Genomic DNA, 22,589 nt, shown 5'->3' with positions numbered 1-22,589 from the left:
CGCTCGTGTTCAGGACAGCAAGGACAGCGATGCCCTCCACCAACAGCGACTCCGTGGGTCAGCAGCCCGGTACGTCCGGCAGGAAGAAGGGGCGCAGAGGCCGGCTGTTCGGGCTCGCCCTGGTGCTCGCCGTCGTCGGCGGACTCGCCTTCGGCGGCTACTGGTCGGTCGACACCGTGCGCGCCTCCTTTCCGCAGACGACGGGTTCGATCACGATCGAGGGTCTCTCCGGACCCGTCGAGGTCAAGCGCGACGCGCACGGAGTCCCGCAGATCTACGCCTCTTCCGACGCGGATCTGTTCCTAGCGCAGGGCTACGTCCAGGCCCAGGACCGCTTCTACGAGATGGACGTGCGACGGCACGCCACCGCCGGGCGGCTGTCCGAGATGTTCGGAGAGGGGCAGGTGGACAACGACGCCTTCCTGCGCACCCTGGGCTGGCACCGGGTCGCCAAGGAGGAGTACGACGACCGGCTGTCCGAGTCGACCAAGGCGCACCTCCAGGCCTACACCAAGGGCGTCAACGCCTATCTGGAGGGCAAGGAAGGCCGGGACATCTCCCTGGAGTACGCGGCGCTCGGCCTCACCAACGACTACGCGCCGCGACCGTGGAGCCCGGTCGACTCGGTGGCCTGGCTCAAGGCCATGGCCTGGGACCTTCGGGGCAACATGCGGGACGAGATCGATCGCGCTCTGATGACCAGCCGTCTCGGTCCGCAGCAGATCGCGGACCTGTACCCCACTTACCCGTACGACCGGAACACGCCGATCGTCCAGGATGGCGAGTACGACGAACCGACCGGAACCTTCGACGGGGGCGACGCGAACTCCGGCGAAGACGGCACCGGCACCGTAGCGGGGACGGGCCCGGACGCGGGCACGGGCGTCCAGCCGCCGGTCGGCGCGGAGACCGCCACGGGCACCGACACGGGCTTGGGCACGGTGGCCGCGGGTGACGCCGGCACCGTCTCGTGGGCGGCGTCCACGAGCGACGACGAGGCCACCGCGGCGCTGCGAAGCGGTCTGTCCGCGCTCGGGGCGACCCTCGACGACCTGCCCACCGCCGTCGGCGTCAACGGCAACGGCATCGGCTCCAACTCCTGGGTCATCGCCGGTCGGCACACGATCACGGGGAAGCCCCTGCTGGCCAACGACCCGCACCTGTCGCCGTCGTTGCCCTCCGTCTGGTACCAGATGGGCCTGCACTGCCGGACCGTCTCCGAGACCTGCCGGTACGACGTGTCCGGCTACACCTTCGCCGGACTGCCCGGCGTGGTGATCGGACACAACCGGGACATCGCCTGGGGCCTCACCAACTCGGGCGCCGACGTCACCGACCTCTACCTGGAGAAGATCACCGGCGACGGCTACCAGTACGACGGCAAGGTCGTCCCCTTCGAGACCCGCGAGGAGACGATCGAGGTCGCCGGTGGCGCCTCGAAGACGATCGTGGTCCGTGAGACCAACAACGGCCCGCTGCTCTCCGACCGCGACGACGAGTTGGTGACCGCGGGCCGCAAGGCGACGGTCGACGCCTCCGCGCCCGACCGGGGCGACGGCTACGGCATCGCCCTGCGCTGGACCGCGCTGGACCCGGGCAACACGATGGACGCGGTCTTCGCCGTGGACCGCGCCGAGAACTGGGCGGACTTCCGGGAGGCCGCGGCGCTCTTCGAGGTCCCCTCGCAGAACCTGGTCTACGCCGACCGCGAGGACAACATCGGCTACACGCTCCCCGGCCGCATCCCGGTGCGCGCGGAGGGCCACGACGGCTCGGTGCCGGCCCCGGGCTGGGACCCCGCCTACCACTGGACCGGCCAGTACGTCCCACAGGACGAGCTTCCCTACGAGTACAACCCGGAGCGCGGCTACATCGTCGCCGCCAACCAGGCCGTGGTCGACGAGGACTACCCGTACACCCTGACCACGGACTGGGGCTACGGCAGCCGCAGCCAGCGCATCGCGGCGCTGATCGAGCAGAAGACCAAGGACGGCGGCAAGGTCTCCACCGACGACATGCGCCAGATGCAGACGGACAACAGCAGCGAGATCGCCAAGTTGCTCGTCCCGTACCTGCAGAAGATAGACGTCGCGGACGAAGGCGTCCGCGAGGCGCAGAAGCTGCTGGACGGCTGGGACTACACCCAGTCCGCGGACTCGGCGGCGGCGGCCTACTTCAACGCCGTCTGGCGCAACGTCCTCCAGCTCGCGTTCGGCGACAAGCTCCCCAGGGAACTGCGGGTGGAGAATCAGTGCCTCCGGGTCGACCCGGTGGGCACCACCCGACCCGAGGACGAGACCCAGAAGGTCCGCGAGTGCGGCATGCGCGCCCCGGACCAGGCACAACCGGACGGCGGCGACCGCTGGTACGAGGTGGTCCGAGCGCTGCTGGAGAAGCCGGACAGCGACTGGTGGACGACGCCGGCCACCACCACCCGGGCGGGCGCCGACCGCGACCGCGACCGGCTGTTCGCGCGGGCCATGGTGGACGCCCGCTGGGAACTCACCGCGAAGCTCGGCAAGGACATCGACACCTGGAGCTGGGGGCGGCTGCACCGGCTGTTCCTGGAGAACCAGACCCTGGGGGCGGAAGGCCCCGACTTCCTGAAGTACGTGCTGAACCGGGGGCCGTGGGAGTTGAGCGGCGGCGAGGCGGCCGTCAACGCCAACGGGTGGAACGCGGCCGGCGGCTACGGCGTCGTCTGGGTCCCCTCGATGCGCATGGTGGTCAACCTGGAGGACTTCGACAAGTCACAGTGGATCAACCTGGGGGGCGCCTCCGGGCACGCCTACAGCCCCCACTACACGGACCAGACGGATCTGTGGGCCGAGGGAGAGCTGTTGGACTGGGACTTCGGCGAGAAGGCCGTCGAGGCCGGCACCGTGGACACGTTGACCCTGCGTCCCTGAGCGTCGCGCCCGGACCCGGGGCGGAGAACCGCTCGACCCCGGGCCCGACGGACGACCGGCCGCCGAGGCGACGTCGCGCCGGCGCCGCGAGGTCCCGGGCGCTCAAGGCGTCGAAACTCCCGGGCTCCGAGGGAACATGCGAACACCGGACGGTGTGACGGCGGCGTCCACCGGCCGGTCGTGCGGCCGGTCGGGCACCCGGGGCAGGACCTCGTCGTCGTACAGGCACACCATCGCGGCGGGCCGGGCCCCGGCCCGGTCGAGCCGGGCCAGCACCCGGTCGTACGACCCTCCCCCGCGCCCCAGACGCACCCCCCGGCGATCGACCGCCAGTCCCGGAAGCAGGACCACATCGGCGGCGGCCACCGCCTCGACGCCGAGGCGGGGCGCGACGGGCTCCAGGAGCGCCATCCGGGCGCCGTGCCGCACGGTCGCGAGAGAGCCGGGTCCGTCGTAGGACCCCCAGTCCAGGTCGCCGTCGGGCAGCAGCACGGGCAGCAGCACGCGCTTCCCCCGCGTGCGCAGCGCGTCGAGCAGAGCGCGAGTCCCGGGCTCTGCGCCCATCGACACGTAGGCCGCCACCGTGCGGGCCTGTGCGATGCGCGGTGAAGACAGTGCCCGCTCGGCCAGAGACCGGTCCGCTTCCCGCAGGTCATCCGGGGTCAGTAGGGAGCGGGCGGCCAGGATGCCGCGGCGCAGGGCCCGCTTGTCGGGCTCGGCCGGGGGTTCGACGTCGGTCATGTTCGATCCGTCATCTCCTTCATATGCTCATATGAGAACCAACCATCCATAGTCACAGTTCGCTCCCAAACACACGGGCTAGGGTTGCGCGCATGACACAGGCACAACCCAGGATCAGCAAGGCTGTCATCCCCGCGGCGGGTCTCGGCACCCGGTTCCTCCCCGCCACCAAGGCCACCCCCAAGGAAATGCTCCCGGTGGTCGACAAGCCGGCGATCCAGTACGTGGTCGAGGAGGCCGTGGCCGCCGGCCTCGGCGACGTCCTGATGGTGACCGGGCGCAACAAGCGCCCCCTTGAGGACCACTTCGACCGCAATCACGAACTGGAATCGGCGCTGGAGAAGAAGGGGGACGCCCAGCGCCTGTCCAAGGTCCAGGAATCCAGCGACCTGGCCATGATCCACTACGTCCGGCAGGGCGACCCCAAGGGCCTCGGCCACGCGGTCCTCTGCGCCGCGCCGCACGTCGGCGACGAGCCCTTCGCGGTCCTCCTCGGCGACGACCTGATCGATCCGCGCGACCCGTTGCTCCAGCGCATGATCGAGGTGCGGGAGCGCCACGGGGGCAGCGTCGTGGCGCTGATGGAGGTCGCGCCCGAACAGATCCACCTCTACGGCTGCGCGGCGGTCCGGGGCACCGGTGAAGGCGACGTGGTGGAGGTGAGCGACCTGATCGAGAAGCCCGCCGCCGAGGACGCGCCGTCGAACTACGCCGTCATCGGCCGCTACGTCCTCGACCCGCGCGTCTTCGACGTCCTGCGCAAGACCGAGCCGGGACGGGGCGGCGAGATCCAGCTCACCGACGCGCTCCAGCAGCTCGCCGCGGACGAGAGGCTCGGCGGCCCGGTGCACGGCGTGGTCTTCTCGGGCCGCCGCTACGACACCGGCGACCGGGGGGACTACCTGCGTGCCATCGTCCGGCTCGCGTGCGAACGTGAGGACCTCGGCCCGGATCTCCGGGACTGGCTCCGCACCTTCGTGTCCGAGGAGATGCAACGACCTTGAGCAGTACCGCGTCCTCCGCCGCCGGGTCCCCCCGGTCGGTCGACGGCGAGCCTTCGTGGTCGGTGGACGACCACCTGGCCGACGTCCTCGCCACCGTCCGCCCCCTCGAACCCATCGAGCTGGGTCTGCTCGACGCCCAGGGGTGCGTCCTCGTCGACGACGTCGTGGTGCCCGGCTTCCTGCCGCCCTTCGACAACAGCTCCATGGACGGGTACGCGGTCCGGGTCACCGACGTCGGGGCCGCGACCGAGGAGTTCCCCGTCGCGCTGGAGGTCGTCGGGGACGTCGCCGCGGGCTCGTCGGAGCCCCCGCGCGTCGGGCCGGGGCAGGCCGCACGCATCATGACGGGTGCCCCGATCCCTCCCGGCGCGGAGGCCGTCGTGCCCGTGGAGTGGACCGACGGTGGTCTCGGCGCGGGTCCGGTGACCGCGATGCCCGCCCACGCCGTCGTGCCCGAAGCCGCCGCAGGCATCGTGCGGGTGCACCGCCCGGTCCAGGCCCGGGCCCATGTCCGCGGCCGGGGCTGCGACGCGAGGGCCGGCGACCGGGCCCTCGACGCCGGCACGGTCCTCGGCCCCCCGCAGATCGGCCTGCTGGCCGCGATCGGCCGCGGCACGGTCCGGGTCCGGCCCCGCCCGCGCGTCGTCGTCCTTTCGACCGGCACCGAACTCGTGCGGCCGGGAAGCAAACTGGGTCGCGGTCAGATCCACGACTCGAACGGTTTCGCCCTCACCGCCGCCGCCCGGGACGCGGGGGCCCTCGCCTACCGCGTCGAGGCCGTCACGGACGACGCGCGGACGCTGCGCGCCACCATCGAGGACCAACTGGTCCGCGCCGACCTCGTGGTCACGACCGGCGGGGTGAGCGTCGGAGCGTACGACGTCGTCAAGGAGGCCCTCGCGCCCTCCGTCGGCCAGGACGAATCCGGCGGGGGCGTGGATTTTCGCCGACTCGCCATGCAACCGGGCAAGCCCCAGGGGTTCGGCACCGTGGGGCCCGACCACACGCCGCTGCTGGCCCTGCCGGGCAACCCGGTGTCGTGCTACGTCTCCTTCGAGTTGTTCGCGCGGCCCGCCATCCGCGCCCTGATGGGACTGTCGGACCTCCATCGTCCCTCGACGACAGCCACACTCGCCGGGGACAAGGAGCTGACCTCGCCCCTTGGACGCCGGCAGTTCCTGCGCGGCCGATACGACGCCGACGGCGGCACGGTCACCCCGGTCGGCGGCGCCGGCTCGCATCTGGTGGCCGCCCTCGCCCGCGCCGACGCGTTGATCGTCGTCCCGGAGGACCGGGACCGCCTGGCGCCCGGTGACGAGACGCGGGTGATCCTGCTCGGGTGAGCCCGTGCCCGTGGCGGTAGCGTGGCGCGCACAACTGGCCCGTGTCCGCCGGGCCGGGCCCGGACCGGGAGCGCCACACGAGCATGAGTACGCATCAGCGACCCGCCCAGGAACCGCCAGGGCGGCTCACCCACCTCGACGAGTCGGGCGCCGCCCGCATGGTCGACGTCTCCGCGAAGGACGTCACCGCCCGCACGGCCCGTGCGAGCGGCCGTGTCCTCGTCTCGCAGCGCGTCGTCGAAATGCTGCGCGCGGAAGGACTCCCCAAGGGAGACGCCCTGGCCACCGCCCGCATCGCGGGGATCATGGGCGCCAAACGCACCCCCGAGCTGATCCCGCTGTGCCACCCGCTGTCCCTGTCCGGAGTGGCCCTGGATCTGGCCGTCGCCGACGACGCAGTGGAAATCACCGCCACCGTCCGTACGACGGACCGCACGGGGGTGGAGATGGAGGCGCTCACGGCCGTCGCGGTCGCCGCGCTCACCGTGATCGACATGGTCAAGGCGGTCGACAGGGAAGCGGTCGTCAGCGATGTCCGGGTGATCGGAAAGACGGGCGGGAAGTCCGGCGACTGGAGCCGGGCGTGACCGCCGGGCCCTCGGCCGAGCGGCGGCGCGCGCTGGTCGTCACCGCCTCCAGCCGTGCGGCGGCCGGTGTCTACGAGGACCGGGGCGGACCGCTGATCGCGGAGGCCCTGCGGCAGTGGGGGTTCACAGTGACCGGCCCCCGGGTGGTGCCCGACGGCGGACCGGTGGAAGACGCCCTGCGGGAGGCCGCCGCCGCGGGCCACGACGTCGTGATCACCACCGGGGGGACGGGCGTCTCGCCGACCGATCGCACCCCGGAGGCCACCCGAGCGGTGATCGAGTTCGAGGTACCGGGCATCGCGGAGGCCGTCCGGGCGTACGGTCGGGACAAGGTTCCGACCGCCGCGCTCTCCCGAGGGATCGCCGGGGTGGTTCGAGGCACGCTGATCGTCAACCTCCCGGGATCGACCGGAGGGGTACGGGACGGGCTGGCGGTGCTCGGCCCCCTGCTGGTCCACGCCGTGGAGCAGATCGGTGGCGGCGACCACTCGGGCGCCCTCCCCGGGGGTGCGAGCTGAGCCGCGCGGCCTGGCCCGTGGCCCTGGCCGACGGCGAGGTCGCGCTCCGCCCGCTGCGGATGCGCGACCAACGGTCCTGGCGGGAGGTGAACCGCCGCAACCGGGAGTGGTTGCGGCCCTGGGAGGCGACGGTTCCGCCCCCTGGGCCCGCCGGGCCGGTCGCCCACCGGCCCACGTACCGTCAGATGGTGCGGCATCTACGGGCGGAGGCCCACGCCGGTCGGATGCTCCCCTTCGTCGTCGAGTACCGGGGCAGACTGGCGGGTCAATTGACGGTCGCCGGCATCACGTGGGGCTCCATGTGCTCCGGACACGTCGGCTACTGGGTCGACGAGGAGGTCGCCGGCCGCGGGGTCACCCCGACGGCTCTGGCTCTGGTCGTCGACCACTGCTTCCGTTCCGTGGGGCTGCACCGGCTCGAAGTGTGCGTCCGGCCCGAGAACCGGCCGAGCCGTCGGGTGGTCGAGAAGCTCGGCTTCCGGCAGGAGGGGGTCCGCCCGCGGTTCCTGCACATCGACGGCGGCTGGCGTGATCACCTGGTCTACGCGCTCACCGCCGAAGAGGTACCGGAGGGGCTGCTGCGCCGCTGGCACCGCACCCGACCGCCGAACAGCCCCGCCGGTCACGCCTGAGGCGCCGGGAGGTGCCGGGGCCGGCGAAGTCGTCGGGCCATCGAATGGATCGCCTCGCGACACCGACCAATTATTCGAACTGATTTTCGGAATTGTCGATCGTGGCGCCTCACCAGGCCCCGAAACGGACGACCCACCCCACACGCCTCGCATCCATCACAAGAAAATTTCGAAATATCAGCCAGATCGTGCGACACACCGGCCCAATTGGCGGATGGCCCGAGCCAAACCCCTCTACGGTGTCAACCGTGAGCAGCAGCGGCCTCATCTACGCAGTCATCGTCGGGGCATGGGCTGCCTACCTGGTGCCGATGTGGCTCCGTAGGCAGGACGAACTGAACGAGGCCCGCCCGACGGAACGCTTCAGCACGGCCATTCGACTCCTCTCCGGACGAGCGGCCATGGAGCGTCGATACACCAAGGACCTCACGGCGCGCTCCCGCGACGAGACCGGCCCCGAGATCGGCGTCGCCCCCGACGGGTTCCCGAACCCCGCCACAGCGTCGACCGAACCCCCGCCCCTCGAACCGCCCCGTCGGGACGTCGACACCGCCGACGCGATCATCGACGCCGAGCCCGAACCCGAGTGGTCGACGACCGGCTCGACCCAGGCCGCCCGGCCCGCGACCCCGGCCGAGGCCGCCGCACGAGCCCGTCGATCCCGGGTACTGGCACGCCGCCGACGCACCACCGTGGTCCTCTTCCTCTGCTTCACCCTCGGCGCCATGGTCGCCGCCGTCGGCGGACTCGCCTTCCTGTGGGCCCCCGCAGCCCCCGCGGTCCTGCTCAGCACCTACATCGGCTACTTGCGCGCACAGGAGCGCCGACGCTTCACCTTCCAGATGGACCGCCGACGGGCCGAGGCCGCCGCCCGGCGACTGCGGCAGCGGGAACGTCACCCTCGGCACCCCGACCCGGCCGAGGCGGAGACCGTCGTCGACCTCGCGGACACCGGGACGGAGACCGCCGCCGGCCCACACTCCGAGTTCTCCTCCCTCGCGGCCGACCGGCGCGCCCTGGTCGAGCAGACCGACCACGCCGAGTGGGTCGACCAGCAACGGGAGCGGCGCCGCCCCGGGCAGGCCGGCGACAGTTGGGAACCGGTGCCGGTGCCCCTACCCACCTACGTCACCGCTCCGGTCGCCCCCCGCGCCACCCGCGACGTGGACCACGACGCCGTCGACGCCTGGAGTTCCACGCGATCGAGTACCGCGCCCCGGGGCCGCGAAGCGGACCCCGGGGCCCCCGCCACCCCGCGGGGGGAGGCGCCGGCGGCCGACGCCCCTCGCACCGGAGCGGAGCCCACCGACCGGCCCGGGACCGGAGCACGGCGCGCCGCGTCCGCCCGACGCTCGCGCGAGCGGGGCCACACGCCCCTCTTCGACCAGTACGAGGACGGCGACCGCCCCAAGGCCGCGAACGAGTAGAGGCCACTCCCGGCGCTCTCACGAGCCCGGAAGCCGATTTCCGACCCGGCCGACCAGGGTGCTAGAGTTCCATTCGTCGCAAGGGCCTGTGGCGCAGTCCGGTAGCGCACCTCGTTCGCATCGAGGGGGTCTGGGGTTCAAATCCCCACAGGTCCACGCAACGACTGTTCTTGAGTTAGCTCAGGAGCGTTGACGAGATCCCGTCCGATCGCAAGATCGGGCGGGATCTTCGTCGTTTCGGGGGTCGTTCGATGCCTGTTCGGGGTGGTGGATGGCGGCGTATCGGGTCTGGCGGGTTGCTCGGCAGGTGCCTGGCCGGCGGATGCCGCCCCATGTCGAGTGGTGTGGGGGCGGAAGACCAGTCGCGACCTGGGGCAGCCGGAATGGAATCGAAGTCGGCGTCGGAAAGGCGGAAGCCGGTGCGCTCGTAGAGCCAGGTTTCCAGGATGTCCAGGTTTCCGATGGCCAACATGATCGCGATCAAGATCGTCTGGGCCACCTGGCCGGGTGCTCGGCGGTGCATCGGGGTGCCGACGTCCATGTAGGCGCCCTTGAGGCGGCCGTTGAGGTCCTCGTTGTGGGAACGGATCGGCTTGTAGATCGGAGGCGAGGTGAGGCTGAGGTAGTGGCTGTCCTGCCGGAACTTGGCGATCTTCAGGTGTCGACGGGGACGCTGATCGCGGAGGCCCCGCACGGGCGCCTGCGCATCGGCCCGGTCAGCGGCACAGATACCTGTCAGCAGTCGAAGCTCGGCGAGGTGCTTCAACACGGTGACCGCGTTCTCGCCCGTACGGACGGTCGGAGTGTCCAAGCTGAGGCCGAGGCAGAGTCGCGGGTAGGAGGGCGCGCGGCGGCCCTTCGTGGCTCCTTCGCCCGTGCGTGAGTGGGCGGCGACGAGAGCAGGCTCGCGCTGTAGCCGAAGATGCCCTTGTCGGAGCCGCCGCTGAAGTGCCAGCCGGCGGTGATCTCGACGGAGGCCGTGCCCGAGTAGTCGCTATCAGGGTTGGCCAGAACCGGGATGGAGGTGGCATCCATGCCCACGTCACCGGCCCAGTTCCGCGGGTATCCCCGTTGCTGTGCCGGCCGGACCGGGACCAGTACGAGATCGTTCGCCAGCCGTTGGAGCCGGTTCCCAGCCGCACGACCGTCGAGCGCGGTGGTGATCCGGTCTGGCCCTGAGGCGACGACTGGCAGCTATGCACGCACGTGCCGTGGACGGCGGAACCTCGGGGATGCCGAGCCACGCGCGGGCTGCGAACTCTACGAAACTCGGGGCAGATCAGTGCCGCGCTCATCAGCTGCACTGCCAGGTGAACATCGCCTGCTCGAAGCGCCGCTCGGCCAGATCCTCCGGGCGGATCAGCCAATACAGGGCTCCGGCATCGCCCCACATCATGTCCGCGGCGTCCTCGCTGTCGAACTGGGCCAGCAGTACCCAATTGCCCGCCTCCTCGGACAGCCGAGGGTCGTCCCAGGACACCTCGTCGTCCAAGACCGCCTCCGCGATCTCGATCTCCACCGGGTTCTGTACGGAGTGAGCGTGGCCGCCGATCTGGTGCCCCACCTCGTCGTCGAACTCCCACAGCGCGTCGAGGAACTCCTGCGAGCAGACGGGGTGGTCGTACCGGTTCCCCAGCGGGGCACCCGGAGCGAAGGCGGCCCGGACGGACGGATGCCAGGGCTCGGTCGCCGTCATCTCCACCCGAGCGGCCAGCGGCGCCACCGGATAGGGCGTGAGCCCGGCAGGTATCCCACGCTCCGCCACCTTCTCGTCGGCCGCCACATAGAGCACGCGGGCGCCCGCCCAGCTCTCCCGGTCCTCAGTAAGAACGAGAGCATCGCCGTCGTCCAGCCGCCCATCGAAGTAGAAGAACAGCAGAGTCCCTGTGGCGGGCAGATCGATGTCCAGCTCAGCCGCTGGCAGGCGCGCGCAGTCGACCGAGGCAATGAAGGAGAGCGGACCGTGACCATCCCATGCCGGCCACTCCGCGCCGGCTGGCAAGGCAGGAAGGCCGCCGAGCCGACCGACACCGCCGTTAGGGGCAGCCGTTGCCTCCAGGCGCGCACCAGGGCGAAGCAGACCGAGCCACTTCTCGGCGTTCTCCGGTGAGAGATGTTGCGACGCGAGAGCCTGAAGGGCACCTTGGGAACCATGTGTCATGCGCCCGATCATCCACGGCAGCACCGACATCGACTACGGTCAGCTTCAAGCAGCGGAGGCGCACCTTCCCTCCCAACGCCACCAGTCCATGGCTCAACATAGATGAACCGGCCGTTCTGGCTGTTCGGTCCCTCCCGTGCGTGTGGCCACTCGGTGAGTGAGGCCTGGTAGCGGGAGACAATGACCAGTGCGCGGTCGATGTCGGCCGTGAGTACCATCACCAAGGGTGCCGTGCGGCGTTGAGAATAGTCTGCGAGCGTGGTCATCGATCTGCGAAGATCTTCGCAGGGAGGGGGAGAGGGCAGCTGGAGCCACGTTGTTGCATGCTCATCACGCGACCTGATCACAAATACCCAATGGGGGATTCTGGAGATGACCACCTCAGGCCTGGACACCCAGCCCAGCGCGACGACGTACGAGCTGGGCGATCTCGTGGCCCAGGCATGGAAGGGGAGAATCCACGTCCCACACTTTCAGCGCGACTTTCGCTGGGGCACTACTGATATCCTCAGGCTCTTCGACAGCATCGTCAAGGGTTATCCCATCGGGAACCTGCTTCTCTGGGTCCGCGAGACGCCAGCGCGCTCCTTCACTCTAGGCCAGTTGAGGATCGATGCGCCAGCTGCCGCAGACGCTCTATGGGTCGTGGACGGGCAGCAGCGCATTACCAGTCTTGCGAATGCACTGAGCCCCGAGGGGCACCTTCACGAACCCTTCTCCATCTATTACGACCTCAGGGAGAAGAGGTTTATCGCTCAGCCCAAGACGCGCGAGCCCCAGCATATTGCGCTACCTGTCCTATTTGACTTGAAGAAGCTCATTGGATGGTTCCGCACAGAGGGCGAATTGGTCACAGAGCTGTTCGACGAAGCCGACCGTGTAGCTACCGCGCTGCGCCAGTACAAGGTGCCCGCTTATCTGGTACGTCAGGACGATCTGGACATCCTGACCGATATCTTTGACCGAATGAACAACTACGGGAAGCGCCTCAATCGCGCGGAGATTTTCTCCGCGCTCTACGCTGGCCCGGAAGAAGGCGCGGAGGAGCGACTCAACCTCTCCAGGATCGCAGACCGCATCGCCGCGAGAACCGGGTTCGGTACCGTCGATACGGACACTGTTCTCGCGTCCATCCTTGCGCGCCGAGGACCGGATCCTTCCCGGGATATCCGGAACGAGTTCAGCTCCGTCGGTCGGCGTACGGCCCCGGAGTTTGAAGACGAAGATCAGTACGTAGCATACGGCGAAGGCGAAGAGGCGCTGGTTCGTGCCATCGGTTTCCTGCAGACCGAGGCGGAAGTGCCGCACATCGCGCTGCTGGTCTACCGCGCGCTCCTCGTCGTCCTCACACGCTTCTTCGCGCACTTCCCTGAGCCGGAGCCCAATACGCGCCGCCTGTTGCGGCGGTTGTACTGGCGGGTGGCCGTGTCCGGCCCCGCTGTCTTTAAGGGAAGCTTCACTCAGGTGTCGCGTGTCCTGTGCGCCCGTATTCGCAAGGGCGACGAGCGTGGTTCGGTCACGGGCCTGATGGATGCCATGGCCGAGGCTCAGCCGGCACTCCCGACCATCGAGCGGTTCCGGACTAATGAGGCCGCTGCAAAGATCATCCTCAGCTCCTGGTGGTCTCTGCGACCTCGCTCCCTTGTTACCGGGGCGCCCGTCGATCTACCGAGCCTTTCCACCCTGCTCGCGGACCAGAAGACCGCGAGCACAGTGGCCCATGTGATCTTCCCTCGCGGTCTCACTTCCCAGCAGGTTCTGTACGCGGCGAACCGCCTGTTTCTGCCGAGTGAGGAAGATCCCGTGTCGGAGAGCGCCACGCTGCTGGCTCGTCGTCCTGCTCACTTGGACGAGCAGACCTGGGAATTGGTCTTGGCCTCGCACGTGATGAACGAGCGGACAAGCCGGGCCCTCGCTGAGGGAGATCGCGAGAACTTCCTGAGTCTGCGTCAGCAGATGATCCGGCAGCGTCTGGAGGACTTCCTTGCGCGCATGGCCGAATGGGACTACGAGGACACCCCCTCGTTGGACTCCATGGACTTTGACACTCTCGATGAACTCAGCGAGCCCGAAGAGCGATTCTGACTGGCCCCCTCTCTGAACAGGACAGCGCCCCATATGGCCACGGTTCCGGAGACTTACTACGCCGTACTCCTGCACTCGCATCGGGTCGGCACGCTCTGTCAAAAGGGCGACTATACCCGCTTCATTGTCAACGAGTCGTATGTGACTGACCCGCATCGCCCGGTCCTCGGGCTCCGTTTCGAGGAGAACCTGCGTGCTCCCTACGCGTCAGCCCTGAGGCTGCCTCGTTGGTTCTCCAACCTCCTTCCTGAGGGCCCGTTGCGGGAGTGGATCGCCGACGACCGGGGTGTCTCGCTCGACCGGGAGATGGAGCTTCTCGCCCAGGTCGGCCGTGACCTACCCGGTGCCGTCCAAGTGCTGCGAGCCGAAGGCCCCGACGACGGCTGGGAGTGGCCTGACGGCGAACCGTCTGTGGCGACAGAGAAGGGCCCTAGTGGAGCGTATGGCTTTCCCTCATCCGACTCACCATGGCGTTTTTCCCTGGCCGGAGTTGCCCTCAAATTCTCCATGTTGGCCAGAGGGGATCGGCTGACTGTTCCCACTGCCGGCGAGTACGGCGACTGGCTGGTCAAGTTCCCGGACTATCGTCACCCGGATGTCCCGCGCAACGAGTTCACGATCATGTCCCTTGCGCGGGCTGCAGGGCTGGAGGTCCCGGATGTTCGCCTCATGCATCGCGATGAGTTTGAGGGTCTACCCGACCGCATGTGGCCGAACGACGAGCAGTGGGCCTACGCCGTCCGTCGATTTGACCGGAGCCGGGACGAGCACCGCACCCCCATCCACATCGAGGACTTCGCGCAGGTTAGGGACAAGTACCCGCAGGATAAGTACCAGTCAGCGTTCGAGACCGTCGCGGCCATCGCCTATCGCGGCCATGACGTAGACTCGCTGCGCGAGGCTGCCCGTCGTATCGCATTTTCCGTAGTTGTGGGCAATGGGGACGCTCACCTGAAGAACTGGTCCCTGATCTATCGCGACCGCCGCGTCCCGTCGCTGTCGCCGGTGTACGACCTGGTGTCTACCAGCCCCTACGCGCCCAACGACGATCCAGAGGACCTTGGGCTCAAGTTTGGGGGCAGCAAGTCCTTCGAACGGGTACGGCTCGCTGCTTTCGATCGGCTTGAACGTGCCCTGGACCGTCGTCTCGGTACGAGCCACGGGCGGCTGCGCGAGGAGGCCGTGCAGACCATTGAGCAGACCCGAGCAAACTGGCCGCAGTTTGAGGAGCACCTCGCGGACAACAAGAGCCTTAGTACGGCGATCGGGACATGGATCACCGAATCCGCGCGGCGTCTGCTTGGTAGCCCTTAACGGCGACCGGACGTCTTGGCTCTCGCTGAAGGCTGGTTGGCTCACTGCTTCACTGGAGGAAACCCGGCAGGCAGCAGGGTGGGAAACGATCTCCGCCGGTTCGGGGATCGATCTTCGTACATCTCTGGAGGGCCTGGTCGGGCGCACTCGTGAACACCCCACGCAACGTTTACGAGATCCCGTCCGATCCGATTGATCGGGCGGGATCTCGGCGTTTCCGGGGTCTGTTAGAGGTGTGTCCGAGCGAGGTCGTTGTTCGTGGCCTGGTGACAAAGCCGTGCGGCCCCGAGGCGCTGCGCGCCTCCTAGCGAAGCTCCCGGCGCTCGCGCACGGGACAACCTCAGCCGTCCGCCACGTAGACCGCCGCCAACGTCGCCATAGGCCCCCCCGCGACGATGACCGGGCATACCAGGAGCGACGCGGGTGAGGCCGCGACGGTCATCCCGTGGCCCTCGCGCCAACCCGCGTGGCGCTCGTGGAGTTCGCCAAGGTTCCTGGTGAGCTCTCCGAGAGTGATGTCCACATGGTTCTCGCGACTCGCTGTCCGCATGTGCCGCGCCTCCTTCTCGGCTTCTCCTCGACTCACTCCAGCGTGCCGGGCGTGGGGTGGGATACCCGTCCCCCGGACGCGCCTCACACCAGAGGGGTCTCCTTCCTCCATCGGGTGGACATCGAGTGCGGCCGTCGCCGATTCAGATCATTCGACCGCCGGACCGGCCACCGCCCAGGCGGTACCCGTGAGGCGCCGTGGGTTCGGGGGGGTAGCCGTCGCGGCCGGGAGTCGGAGGCCGAGCGTCGTTCGAACGGCGGTCGGCGAAGTGGCTGGATACCCTGGCAGGGAGGGCTGATCGAGGCGGACTGGGCGTTTCGGGCGGCGGTGGTGCGCGTGCGTGTGGTGTGCGGCGGCTCCCTGTTGGACAGGGTCCGCGAAGACGTGCGGATCATGCGGGAACGGGACCCCTCGATCTCGTCCACGGCGGAGGCGCTGCTGTATCCGGGATTGCACGTCTTGCTGGTCCATCGCGCGGCGCACCGGTTGCACGCGGCGGGGCACCCGACGCTCGCGCGGGCGGTGGGCTTCGCGGGGCGATGGTGGACGGGCGTGGAGATCCATCCGGCGGCCAGGATCGGGCGCCGGGTCTTCATCGATCACGGAGGTGGGGTCGTGATCGGCCAGGATGTGCGGATCGGCGACGATGTGGTGATCTACCAGCGGGTCACGCTGGGTTCGGTGGGTTGGCGGTGGGGCACGGGGCCGCCGGAGGGGCGTCGGCATCCGGTGATCGGCGACAGAGTGGTACTGGGGGCGGGTGCCGGGGTGTTCGGCGGCGTCGAGGTGGGAGCGGAGGCACGGATCGGGGCTCACGCGGTGGTGACGGCATCGGTTCCACCGGGGGCACGCGTGCCCGCGCTGGGGCGGTTCGGGGCGCGCCCTTCGGGCGGTGCGTGAGCACGTCCGGCCCGAAGGGCGCGCCCCGGGCCCGAGCCCGAGCCCCGGGCCGAAGCACGCGATCCGGGATCGGGCCCGGGGGGGCGACGGTCTCGGGCCGGCGACCGCGTGGCCGCTTCTGGTGCGAGGCGGATCCGCGGGCGCCGGGCTCACGGGATGGTCGGCCCGGGTCAGGCGCCAAGACGTACGGGCAGTTCGTAGAGGTCGTTCTGGGTGACCACCGGCTTGTTGCGCAACTCGTCGGGTGACACGGCGAGGTCCAGTTCGGGGAAGCGGGCGTAGAGGGCGGGCAGGGCGACGCCGGCCTCCAGCCGGGAGAGGGCGGCGCCGGGGCACACGTGGGGACCGTGCCCGAAGGATATGTGGCGGTGCGGGTTGTCCCGGGTGATGTCGAAGTCCGCCGCGGTCGGCCCGTGGGCCCGCTCGTCGCGGCCGATGGCTCCGTAGGACACGATGAGCGCGTCACCGGCGGGCAGGACACGGTCACCGACCGGCACGTCCTCGGTGGCGAAGCGGATCAGCACGTGTGAGGTGGGGGTGGACCACCGCAGGGTCTCCTCGACCACCGCGGACCACGGCACCCGGCCGGAGAGGACCAGGTGCCGCTGGTCGGGGTGTGTGGAGAGGTTGACGACCGCGTTGACGATGAGGGAGATGGTCGTCTCGTGACCGGCGGCGACCATCAGTTGCAGGGTGGAGACGATCTCCTCGTCGGTGAGGCGGTCTCCGTCGGTCGATGCCTGGATGAGCGCGGAGGTGAGGTCGTCTCCGGGTGTGGCGCGCTTGTCCGCGACGGTCTCGGCCATGATCCCGGCGAGTTCCGCGAGCGTGGCGGGGACCTCCTCGGGCGGGGTCTGCGTGGAGAAGAACTTCTCGAACAGTTCCTTGAGGCGGGGCAGGCGCTGCGGGGCGAGCCCCATCAGGTCGGCGATGACGTACATGGGGAGCGGATAGGCGAACTCCGCCTTGAGGTCGACGAGGGGACCGGGGCGGCGGGCGAGGTCGTCGAGGAGGGCGGTGGTCAGTTCGGTGACGCGCTCGCGCATGTGCTCCACACGCCGAGGGGTGAGGGCCTGGGCGACCAGGGAACGCAGCCTGCGATGGTCGGCGCCGTCCACGGTCAGCATGGAGCGACCGGGGTTGGCCAGTCCGATCAGCGGCCAGTCGGACGAGATCTCGCCCCGCCGCCAGGCGCCCCAGACCTCGATGTCCTTCACCACTCGGGGGTCGGTCAGCAGTCGTCGTGCCTCGGCGTGGTGGGTGACCGCCCAGACGGGAACGCCGCCGGGAAGCACCACGGCGGCCAGGGGACCGGCGGCTCGCAGGGCGGCGCTCTCGGCGTCCAGGTCCCGCACGAGGGGGTCGAGGTGGATGGGGTCGTGGAGTGTGCCGGCCGTCATGCGAGGTTTCCTCCGAGAGCGGGGGTCGGTGTGAAGGTCACGGGGAGTTCGGTGAGTCCGCGCAGCCAGGGCGAGGGACGGCGGACGAGGTCGGTGGCGGGCCCGGCGAGGTCGATGTCGGGGAGTCGGTCCAGGACGATCTCGACGCCGGTCCGGGCGATGGCCTCGGCGATCTCCTGGGCGGGGAAGGGGCAGCGGTGCTCGCCGTGACCGAAGGAGAAGTGCGCGCTGTTGCCCCCGGTCAGGGCGGAACCGTGGGTCCGTATCCGGGGATCGGAGTTCGCCGCCTGGAGGCCGAGCAGGAGCAGATCGCCGGCGCGGATGCGGCGTTGGCCGAGGTGGGTGTCGCGGCCGGCCCAGCGCCCGGCGACGATCTGGCTCGGGGTGTCCTCCCAGAGGACCTCGTTCATGGCCTGGGCGACGCTGTCGCGCCCTCCGAACAGGGACGCGGCGAAGCGACTGTCGGTGAGCATCAGGCGCAGGGTGTTGCCGATCCAGTCGGCGGTGGACTGGTGCCCCGCCGCCGTCATGACCATCAGGTCCTGCACGACCTCCTCGTCGGTGAAGCCGGACGAGTCGGCGAGCATCCGGGAGACCACGTCCTGCGCCGGATCGCGGCGCCGGCGCGCCACCAGTCCGGTCATGGCATTGACCATGTGGGCCTGGCCCGCCAAAGCCCGCTCACGACCGTCGATCATGTCGTTCATGGCCGTGACCAGCGCGGGCGCCTCCTCGTCGGAGAAGCCGTAAAGCCGGGCCAAGACGCGCACGGGCAGTGGTTTGGCGTATTCGGCGATGATGTCCGCGCTGCCCCGGTGGCACAGCGCGTCGACGAGCAGGTCCGCGAACTTCTCCGCGTGGGCGCGCAGTTCGTGGGGGTCGACGGCCTCCAGCGCCGAGACGAGCATCCGTGACCTGCGGCCGTGGCGTTCGCCGACGGTGTAGAGGATCGAGGGTTGGTCGCGACCGATCATCGGCAGGAGCGGCCAGTCGTCGGGGATGTCGTCCCACTGGTTCCACAGGCGGGAGTCCCGGCTGAAGAGGACCGGATCGCTGGTGACCTGGTGGAGTTCCCGGTAGCCGAGGACGAGCCAGGCGGGGATGTCCCCGTCCAGGCGCACGGGGGCGACGTCGCCGTAGCGGCGGCGGATCTCCCGGTACGCGCGGGTGGGGTCCTCCTGGAGCAGGGGGCCGCTGAGGAGGGGCGGGTCGGGCTCGGCGGGGGTGTTCACACCAGCTCCTGGCGGGAGGGTCGGTCGGGACGCGTGTAGTGGTCGCGCAGGTGCTCCACCAGAGTGATGAGCACGAGCTTGGCGGACTCCCGGGAGCGGGCGTCGCAGGTGACCAACGGGACGTGGGGATCGAGGTCGAGAGCCTGCCGAATGCGTTCCGGGGGGAAGGTGGGGCCTCCGAAGTCGTTGCAGGCGACGATGAAGGGCGTGCCGCGCTTCTCCAGGCTGTCGATGGCGTACCAGGAATCGTCGATGCGGCGGGTGTCCAGGAGGACGATGGCTCCCAGGGAGCCGGAGAAGAGCCGGTCCCACAGGAACCAGAAGCGCTCCTGCCCGGGCGCCCCGAACAGGTAGAGGACGTTGTGTCGGTCCAGGGTGATGCGACCGAAGTCGAAGGCCACGGTCGTGGCCGTCTTGTGGTGCACACCCTGGAGGTCGTCGACGCTCTCCCCGGCCCGGGTCATCGTCTCCTCGGTGTTGAGGGGGCGAATCTCGCTCACCGAGCGGACCAGTGTCGTCTTGCCGGCGCCGAAGCCGCCCACGACCACGATCTTGAGGCCGTTGTCGGCCGAGGCGCTCAGCGGTGTGCGCGTCTCAGAGGTTGCGGAGTCCAACGAGTACCTGTTCCAGGAGGTCGGGGTCGGGGAGGTCGGGCGTCCGGGGATGACGGGCGCTGACCCGGCCGGCGGCGAGGAGGTCGGCCAGCAGGATGCGGGTGATGCCGACCGGGAGCCGGAGGTGTGCGGAGATCTCCACGACGGCGGTGGGGCGGTGGGCGGCGTGCAGGATCGCGGCGTGCTCGGATTGCATGCCGGGGGCCGGGTCGCATTCGGCGACGACGAGGGTGACGAGGTCGAAGGGGTTGCCGGCGGCGGAGCGACTGCGGCCTTGGGTGAGGGTGTAGAGCCGGTCGGGGGTGTCGTTTCGGCCGGGTCGGGTCATGAGCTGCGTGGCGGGGCGGTCAGGTGCTCACCGAGCTGCTCGACGAGTTCGCTGACGTTGTGGCCGACCAGCCCGGCGTCGGCGTCCTCGGTGGTGACGACCGCGAGGTGGGCGCCCTGCCCGGCCTCCACGATGAAGAGGACCCCGCCGTAGAACTCGGCCATGGCCGAGCGGACTCCGCCACTGCCGTCGCCGAACTCGACCGAGGCGCCGTGGGACAGGGACTGGATGCCGGCGGCGATGGCCGCGAGCTGGTCGGCCTGATCGGCGGAGAGTTCCGGGGTGCGGCACAGTTTCAGGCCGTCGCGGGACAGTACGAGCGCGTGCCGTGTGCCCGGCGTGCGCTCCAGGAGGCCCTCCAGGAGCCAGGTGAGTCCGTCGTCGGCGGTCGTCGTGCCGGTCATGGGGTGGTGTCGCCTTCCGGGGTGGTGGGTGGAACGGGTGTGGGCGGGGGGCCGGGCGGGTCCGGTGGACCCGACGCCGGGGCGCCGGTCTCGGCCCTGGGTGCCGGCTGGTGCGACGGGGACGCCGGAGGCATGGGACCCGAGGTGGTGGGCTCGGGCCGGGCGTCCGCGGAGGGTGGCGCGAGGGTCGGGTCTCTCGGTGCGGGGAGTGCCCCGTCGGAGGTCCCGGGCCGAGGGTTCGTCGAGCCCGCGGCCGGGGTGGAGGTTCGCACCGCGCGTCGGAAGCTGCCGAGTCGGTCGGTGCGGGCCTTGGTCTCCTCGGCGGTGGGGGTGGGCCGATGCGGGGTGGCGCGCGGTGCGGAGCGCAGCCGTTCGGCCTCGGCCAGGGTCTGGCCGCGTCGACGACGTGGCAGGGTGAACCGGGGGTCGTCGGAGCCTTGCGGGGTGGGGTGGGAGCGGCTCGGTTCCCCGTCCGCGGGACCGGCCGAGTGGGACCGGGCAGGACCGGGGACGTCCCCGGTCGGCTCTGTCGCGTGGTGCGCGGGCGGTTCGGCGCCGGAGAGCGGGGCGCGCTCCGGGCGGGCGCGTCGGCGCGCGGGCAGCGGGTCGCCGGACGGGGTGGTCCGGGCCTCGGCGGCGGGGCGAGGTGTGCCGGGTCTGGTGGGCTCGGTGGGACGGGAAGGCCGCTCCGAGGCCGCGGCGGGCGGTGTGGCGGGCGACACGGCCGCCCCGGGCGAGGGGGACACCGGTGCGGGACCGTCGACCGGGGGGAGCGCGGGCGGGGCGGAGACGGCGAGGGCCGAGGACGGCGTGGTGGCGACCGGCGTGGTCGCGGGGCGGATGGTGGCCGGGGTCGTGACGGGCGGTCCGGAGTGCCCGGTCGCGACCGACACGAGGATCTCCTGCGGGATCAGCAGCAGGACTCCGGTGCCGCCGCGCGCCGAGGGGCGGTAGGAGACGCGGAGGCCGTAACGTCGGGAGAGCCGGCCGACGACGGCCAGCCCGAGGCGCGTGCCCGCCAGACCCACGAATCCGGCCGACTCGCCGGACACCGCGGCCTGGGCGCGACGTAGTTGCGCCTCGCTCATCACCAGTCCGCTGTCCTCGACCGACACGATCACTCCGGCGGGGACTTCCTCGACGTAGACGTGCACCTCGGCGTTGGGAGGCGAGAAGTTCGCCGCGTTGTCCAGGAGTTCGGCGAGCGCGTGCATCACGCCCTCGGCGGCGTGTCCGGCGACGGTGGTGTCGCTGGTGGAGTGCGCCCGGACCCGGCGGTAGCCACTGATACGGCCCATCGCGCCGCGGAGGATCGACTCCATGGCGATGGGGCGCGCCCAGCGACGCCCGGAGCGGGCCCCGGTGAGGACGGCGACGGAGTCGGCCAGTCGTCCCGCCTGGGCGGTACGGTGGTCGAGGTGGAGCAGGTCGGTGAGGACGTCCTCGTCGTGGTGGCGGTCCTCCATCGCGCGGAGATCGGCGAGCATGGCGGTGGTGAGCGCCTGCAGCCGGCCGGCCGCGTTGGCCGTGGTCGACAGCGCCGCCGTCCTGGTCGTCTCCGCCTCGCGCAGCCGGGCGCCGAGGGTGGCGAGATCGGCGGTGAGCCGATCCCGCTCGTCGCGCAGGCGTCGGATCTCCTCGTCCCGTCGGCCCATCAGGTCCTGGCGCTCCCTGTCGACTTGGGCCGCCCGCGCGAGGTGTTCCCGGGACAGACGTTCCACCTCGCCGGCGTGTTCCCGGGTGAGGCGCTCCACTTCGGTGGCGTGTTCCCGCGTGAGGCGTCCGCGCTCCTCGTCGTGTTCCTGGGTGAGTCGTGCGATGTCGGTGGCGTGCTGTCGCAGAAGGCGCTGACTCTCCTGGGCGAGCGTGTCCGCGAGCCGGGCTCGCTCCTCGTCCAGTCGCAGGGCCGCGTCCGCGCGTTCCTCGGCGAACCGGTGCGCCAGTTCGTCGTGTGCGCGGCGCGAGTGGTCGGAGCGGCGGGTGTGTTCCTCCAGGAGACGCGTGAGGTCGCGCGTGGTGGAGTCCAGTCGGGCGTGGGTGGCGCGACGGCCGAGTTCGGCGTGGGCGGCGACCGCGGCGGCGACGGTCAGGAGCAGTGTGGCGAGCGTGCCGGCGACGGCCAGAGGGAGGCGTGCGGCGTCCGGGCCGAGCAGTGCCGCGGCGGCTGTCGCCAGAACGCTCGAGGCGGCGGTGGCCAGTGGGACGGGCAGCAGACCGCGCAGGGCGGGGCGGTCGCCGGGGAAGGGCGGGGAGGTCGTCAATCGGGGTCCTCGGTCGGGTCCTCGGGTGGGCACCGTCGTGTGCGCGGTCGGGCGGCCCCCGGAGGGGGTGGCGTCCGGGGTCGCCGTGACCCCGGCTCACGTATGTCGTCTTCCAGCCTCGGAGTGACCCAATCTGAGCGCAACGTGAGGTCACTATAGGGGTGTTCGCGATCGAGTTG

20 protein-coding genes and 1 tRNA gene are annotated in these 22,589 nt (G+C 70.4%); 11 read left to right on the top strand and 10 right to left on the bottom strand.

From position 1 onward, the window contains the following. The first annotated feature begins 29 nt into the window (after window positions 1–29). Complete coding sequence (locus JEK78_RS13235; protein ID WP_200258723.1) at window positions 30–2,909, top strand: penicillin acylase family protein; 2,880 nt, start codon at window positions 30–32, stop codon at window positions 2,907–2,909. A 102-nt stretch (window positions 2,910–3,011) separates the two neighbouring features. On the opposite strand, the gene JEK78_RS13230 is transcribed toward JEK78_RS13235, so the two are convergent. After that, window positions 3,012–3,650, bottom strand: coding sequence for a 5-formyltetrahydrofolate cyclo-ligase (locus JEK78_RS13230; RefSeq protein WP_200258721.1), 639 nt, complete (start codon window positions 3,648–3,650; stop codon window positions 3,012–3,014). Window positions 3,651–3,742: 92 nt separating this feature from the next. Here JEK78_RS13230 and galU point away from each other — a divergent pair, with 92 nt between their 5' ends. From galU to JEK78_RS13195, 7 genes are all read left to right on the top strand, one after another. Then, complete coding sequence (galU, locus tag JEK78_RS13225; RefSeq protein WP_200258719.1) at window positions 3,743–4,654, top strand: UTP--glucose-1-phosphate uridylyltransferase GalU; 912 nt, start codon at window positions 3,743–3,745, stop codon at window positions 4,652–4,654. Further along, complete coding sequence (gene glp / locus JEK78_RS13220; protein ID WP_242483059.1) at window positions 4,651–5,997, top strand: gephyrin-like molybdotransferase Glp; 1,347 nt, start codon at window positions 4,651–4,653, stop codon at window positions 5,995–5,997. The genes galU and glp overlap by 4 nt, the downstream gene beginning before the upstream one ends. Window positions 5,998–6,080: 83 nt before the next feature. Continuing rightward, the gene (gene moaC / locus JEK78_RS13215; RefSeq protein ID WP_200258717.1) at window positions 6,081–6,584 is read left to right on the top strand and encodes a cyclic pyranopterin monophosphate synthase MoaC; all 504 of its coding nucleotides are present in this window, start codon (window positions 6,081–6,083) and stop codon (window positions 6,582–6,584) included. Next, complete coding sequence (locus JEK78_RS13210) at window positions 6,581–7,102, top strand: MogA/MoaB family molybdenum cofactor biosynthesis protein (RefSeq protein WP_200258715.1); 522 nt, start codon at window positions 6,581–6,583, stop codon at window positions 7,100–7,102. Before moaC ends, JEK78_RS13210 begins: the two co-directional genes overlap by 4 nt. A gap of 17 nt (window positions 7,103–7,119) precedes the next feature. Further along, window positions 7,120–7,734 (top strand): GNAT family protein, encoded by a 615-nt coding sequence (locus JEK78_RS13205; RefSeq protein WP_200258712.1) that lies wholly within the window; start codon window positions 7,120–7,122, stop codon window positions 7,732–7,734. Window positions 7,735–7,982: 248 nt separating this feature from the next. Continuing rightward, window positions 7,983–9,161 carry a gephyrin-like molybdotransferase receptor GlpR gene (gene glpR / locus JEK78_RS13200; protein ID WP_200258709.1) on the top strand — a complete coding sequence of 393 codons (1,179 nt, stop codon included), beginning with the start codon at window positions 7,983–7,985 and terminating at the stop codon, window positions 9,159–9,161. An 82-nt stretch (window positions 9,162–9,243) separates the two neighbouring features. Next, window positions 9,244–9,317, top strand: a tRNA-Ala gene (locus JEK78_RS13195). Window positions 9,318–9,336: 19 nt separating this feature from the next. Here the strand turns inward: JEK78_RS13195 and JEK78_RS13190 are convergent. Beyond that, window positions 9,337–9,972, bottom strand: coding sequence for a hypothetical protein (locus JEK78_RS13190; RefSeq protein WP_200258707.1), 636 nt, complete (start codon window positions 9,970–9,972; stop codon window positions 9,337–9,339). Between the two features lie 483 nt (window positions 9,973–10,455). Continuing rightward, a complete protein-coding gene (locus tag JEK78_RS13185) occupies window positions 10,456–11,163 on the bottom strand; it encodes a YwqG family protein (protein WP_242483058.1) in 708 nt (235 codons plus the stop codon). Window positions 11,164–11,580: 417 nt separating this feature from the next. Here JEK78_RS13185 and JEK78_RS13180 point away from each other — a divergent pair, with 417 nt between their 5' ends. Both JEK78_RS13180 and JEK78_RS13175 read left to right on the top strand, forming a co-directional pair. Further along, entirely contained in the window at window positions 11,581–13,407 is a 1,827-nt protein-coding gene (locus JEK78_RS13180; protein WP_242483057.1) for a DUF262 domain-containing protein, read from the top strand. Window positions 13,408–13,440: 33 nt separating this feature from the next. Continuing rightward, window positions 13,441–14,721 (top strand): HipA domain-containing protein, encoded by a 1,281-nt coding sequence (locus JEK78_RS13175; protein ID WP_200258705.1) that lies wholly within the window; start codon window positions 13,441–13,443, stop codon window positions 14,719–14,721. Between the two features lie 340 nt (window positions 14,722–15,061). Here the strand turns inward: JEK78_RS13175 and JEK78_RS13170 are convergent, their stop codons facing one another. Continuing rightward, window positions 15,062–15,271 carry a hypothetical protein gene (locus JEK78_RS13170; RefSeq protein WP_200258704.1) on the bottom strand — a complete coding sequence of 70 codons (210 nt, stop codon included), beginning with the start codon at window positions 15,269–15,271 and terminating at the stop codon, window positions 15,062–15,064. A gap of 336 nt (window positions 15,272–15,607) precedes the next feature. On the opposite strand from JEK78_RS13170, the gene epsC reads away from it, so the two are divergent. Then, a complete protein-coding gene (gene epsC, locus JEK78_RS13165; RefSeq protein WP_242483056.1) occupies window positions 15,608–16,171 on the top strand; it encodes a serine O-acetyltransferase EpsC in 564 nt (187 codons plus the stop codon). Window positions 16,172–16,341: 170 nt separating this feature from the next. Here the strand turns inward: epsC and JEK78_RS13160 are convergent, their stop codons facing one another. Genes JEK78_RS13160 through JEK78_RS13135 form a run of 6 tightly spaced genes read right to left on the bottom strand, consistent with a single transcriptional unit; the run spans window position 16,342 to window position 22,410 of the window. Next, the gene (locus tag JEK78_RS13160) at window positions 16,342–17,571 is read right to left on the bottom strand and encodes a cytochrome P450 (protein ID WP_200258703.1); all 1,230 of its coding nucleotides are present in this window, start codon (window positions 17,569–17,571) and stop codon (window positions 16,342–16,344) included. Continuing rightward, window positions 17,568–18,803, bottom strand: a complete 1,236-nt coding sequence (locus JEK78_RS13155; protein WP_200258701.1) for a cytochrome P450 — start codon at window positions 18,801–18,803, stop codon at window positions 17,568–17,570. Before JEK78_RS13155 ends, JEK78_RS13160 begins: the two co-directional genes overlap by 4 nt. Continuing rightward, window positions 18,800–19,417 carry an ATP/GTP-binding protein gene (locus tag JEK78_RS13150; RefSeq protein WP_200258699.1) on the bottom strand — a complete coding sequence of 206 codons (618 nt, stop codon included), beginning with the start codon at window positions 19,415–19,417 and terminating at the stop codon, window positions 18,800–18,802. The genes JEK78_RS13155 and JEK78_RS13150 overlap by 4 nt, the downstream gene beginning before the upstream one ends. Further along, window positions 19,398–19,745, bottom strand: coding sequence for a DUF742 domain-containing protein (locus JEK78_RS13145; RefSeq protein WP_200258697.1), 348 nt, complete (start codon window positions 19,743–19,745; stop codon window positions 19,398–19,400). The genes JEK78_RS13150 and JEK78_RS13145 overlap by 20 nt, the downstream gene beginning before the upstream one ends. Then, the gene (locus tag JEK78_RS13140; protein ID WP_200258695.1) at window positions 19,742–20,149 is read right to left on the bottom strand and encodes a roadblock/LC7 domain-containing protein; all 408 of its coding nucleotides are present in this window, start codon (window positions 20,147–20,149) and stop codon (window positions 19,742–19,744) included. Before JEK78_RS13140 ends, JEK78_RS13145 begins: the two co-directional genes overlap by 4 nt. Then, the gene (locus tag JEK78_RS13135; protein WP_242483055.1) at window positions 20,146–22,410 is read right to left on the bottom strand and encodes an ATP-binding protein; all 2,265 of its coding nucleotides are present in this window, start codon (window positions 22,408–22,410) and stop codon (window positions 20,146–20,148) included. Before JEK78_RS13135 ends, JEK78_RS13140 begins: the two co-directional genes overlap by 4 nt. Window positions 22,411–22,589: the final 179 nt, after the last annotated feature.

The organism is Streptomyces sp. HSG2, assembly GCF_016598575.1.
Lineage (GTDB): Bacteria > Actinomycetota > Actinomycetes > Streptomycetales > Streptomycetaceae > Streptomyces.
The sequence above is the reverse complement of the archived record's forward strand: the minus strand, read 5'-3'. Positions and strand labels throughout refer to the sequence as shown.